This window comes from Rhodococcus sp. (in: high G+C Gram-positive bacteria) (assembly GCF_049286785.1).
Lineage (GTDB): Bacteria > Actinomycetota > Actinomycetes > Mycobacteriales > Mycobacteriaceae > Rhodococcus_F.
The window spans coordinates 1-1863 of sequence record NZ_JBAQEO010000811.1; the positions used below are offsets into that span (position 1 = coordinate 1).

Here is a 1863-nt window from a genome sequence, read left to right on the forward strand (position 1 = left end):
TCGATCGCCAACTTCGAGACCTTGCCAACGGACAGCCCCGCGACACGAACATCGATGCCCGGGGCGATGGAGACGGCGTCATAAGTTTCGAATTCGACAGTGCCCCGCCCGGGTGGAACAAGGTAGACGTATCCCGTGACCGCTACGAGGACACCCACCATCAGCACGGTAACAAGCCCGATCGTCAATGGATTTCCAGCATCCCGGCGGCGCACGGCGCCCCCGAAGCGACTCACGATGCGTTGCATACGAGAACCTCCGCGCCGCCGAAGAGCACCCTGGGTAGTTCGGGCAATGACGCCTGTCCGAACGCGCACCCCTGGTCATCGCCTTTACCTACTACCTGGGTTTGGAGGCCGCGGAGGAAGGAAGGCAATATTCGTAGTGTCTCGACCATCTGATCGACGTCAGGAATCGCGGCCGCGAGCATTCGGTCGATGTCGAGATCCTCGTTGATTCCCAAACCGATCAAGAGATTGTCGACTGCGCCCATGAACGACGGCCCAAAGGCTGCTGCCTTCTGGAACTGGTCCAGGACACCGAACGCCGAATCGATCGGAGCCTGCAGATACCTGATGAATTCCAGAATCTGCGGCGACTTTCCGCCCATCGTCTCCGAGATGCGTGCCAGATTGGTCACCAACGCCGAGATCACCTGTTGGCGGTCAACGGTGTAGCGGCTCAACTTCTCGATGCTCTCGAGCATCGGGCCCATACCCTGACCGTCGCCTTGAAGAATTGTGAGCGCATTTTCCGAGAACTCGTTCAATTCAGCAGGACTCAGTGTCTCCAATACCGGTTGCAGACCGTTGAACAACTGTGTCACGTCGAACGACGGAACCGTCATCGCGGTGCTCGCATGCGTCACGGGGGTTCCGTCGGCGGGCCCGGTAATATCCACATAGCGCACGCCGGAAAGATTGGCGTATTTGACCGCCAACGAACTCGACGTCGTCAACGTATTCGGCTCTGAGAGCGTAAACGCGACGGTAGCAAACGATTCTCCCTTATCTTGGCCCAGTTCGAGTCCGGTCACCTTTCCGACTTTCACTCCACGGATCCGAACATCCGCGTTCTCGTGCAGCCCGGAAACGTCGGTGAAATCCGCGGAGAATGAGGATGTAGTTCCCTCCACCGGATTCTTGATCGCGTTGAGGATCAGGACGAAGAGCATCACCGCGGCAATTCCTGCAACCAGGAGCTTGAGCAGTGGGACAAGCACGCGGGTGGGAACACTCACCTTCATCTCCTCACCGCCCAGCAGTCTGCAGAGGCGGAGTGCCGAAGGCCGACTGCATGGCTGGGAGGGCGTCGAGCGCAAGCTGCACCCGCAGGGTCTTACTTCCGTCTGCCTCGGTGTCGAAAGCGCTTTCAGCCAATGCAAGTGCGGCAGATAAATCGGTGCCGGCAGCGCCACCGCCTGCCATGGCCGGTAAGACCTGAGCGATCTCCCGAACAATTTCGGTAGTGCTGGACAAATTGGGCTCGTTACTCTTGAGTAGATGCCCCACCATCGCGAAGAACCGGGAAGCAATTGCATCGAGTCCCGCGGTCATTCGATCACGGATATCGTCGCCGACGTACAGGAACCCACTGTCGTAGATCTCGTGAACCGCGTCGATCGTTCCCGGCGCGAACACGGGCAACTGGTCAAAGACGTTGTTGAACTTGGCGATCAACTCCGCCGGCATCTCCCGTTGTGTTCTCGCGACCGTATCTGCCACCACGACGCCGGTGCTTAGCCTGAATCCGTGGAAGATCTTGGTGGCCGCGTCGGCGTGTGAATGAGGAAAGTGCCTTCTGAGCTGGGATGATCAGGGTCGTTGAAGTCCAGATTATCCGCCGCATCAGAAAGCACTTTCA

General features: G+C 58.6%; 2 protein-coding genes and 1 pseudogene. All 3 read right to left on the reverse strand.

Annotated elements, in window-relative coordinates:
* Positions 1-236, reverse strand: a pseudogene (locus WAW17_RS29245) (mammalian cell entry protein); the annotation flags it as partial.
* Positions 233-1240: an MlaD family protein gene (locus tag WAW17_RS29250; RefSeq protein ID WP_422336352.1), complete on the reverse strand. Its 1008-nt coding sequence runs from the start codon at positions 1238-1240 to the stop codon at positions 233-235. The pseudogene WAW17_RS29245 and the gene WAW17_RS29250, both read right to left, overlap by 4 nt.
* Before the next feature lie 10 nt (positions 1241-1250).
* On the reverse strand, positions 1251-1691 hold the full coding sequence (locus tag WAW17_RS29255; protein WP_422336353.1) for a hypothetical protein: 441 nt from the start codon (positions 1689-1691) through the stop codon (positions 1251-1253).
* Between the last annotated feature and the right edge of the window lie 172 nt (positions 1692-1863).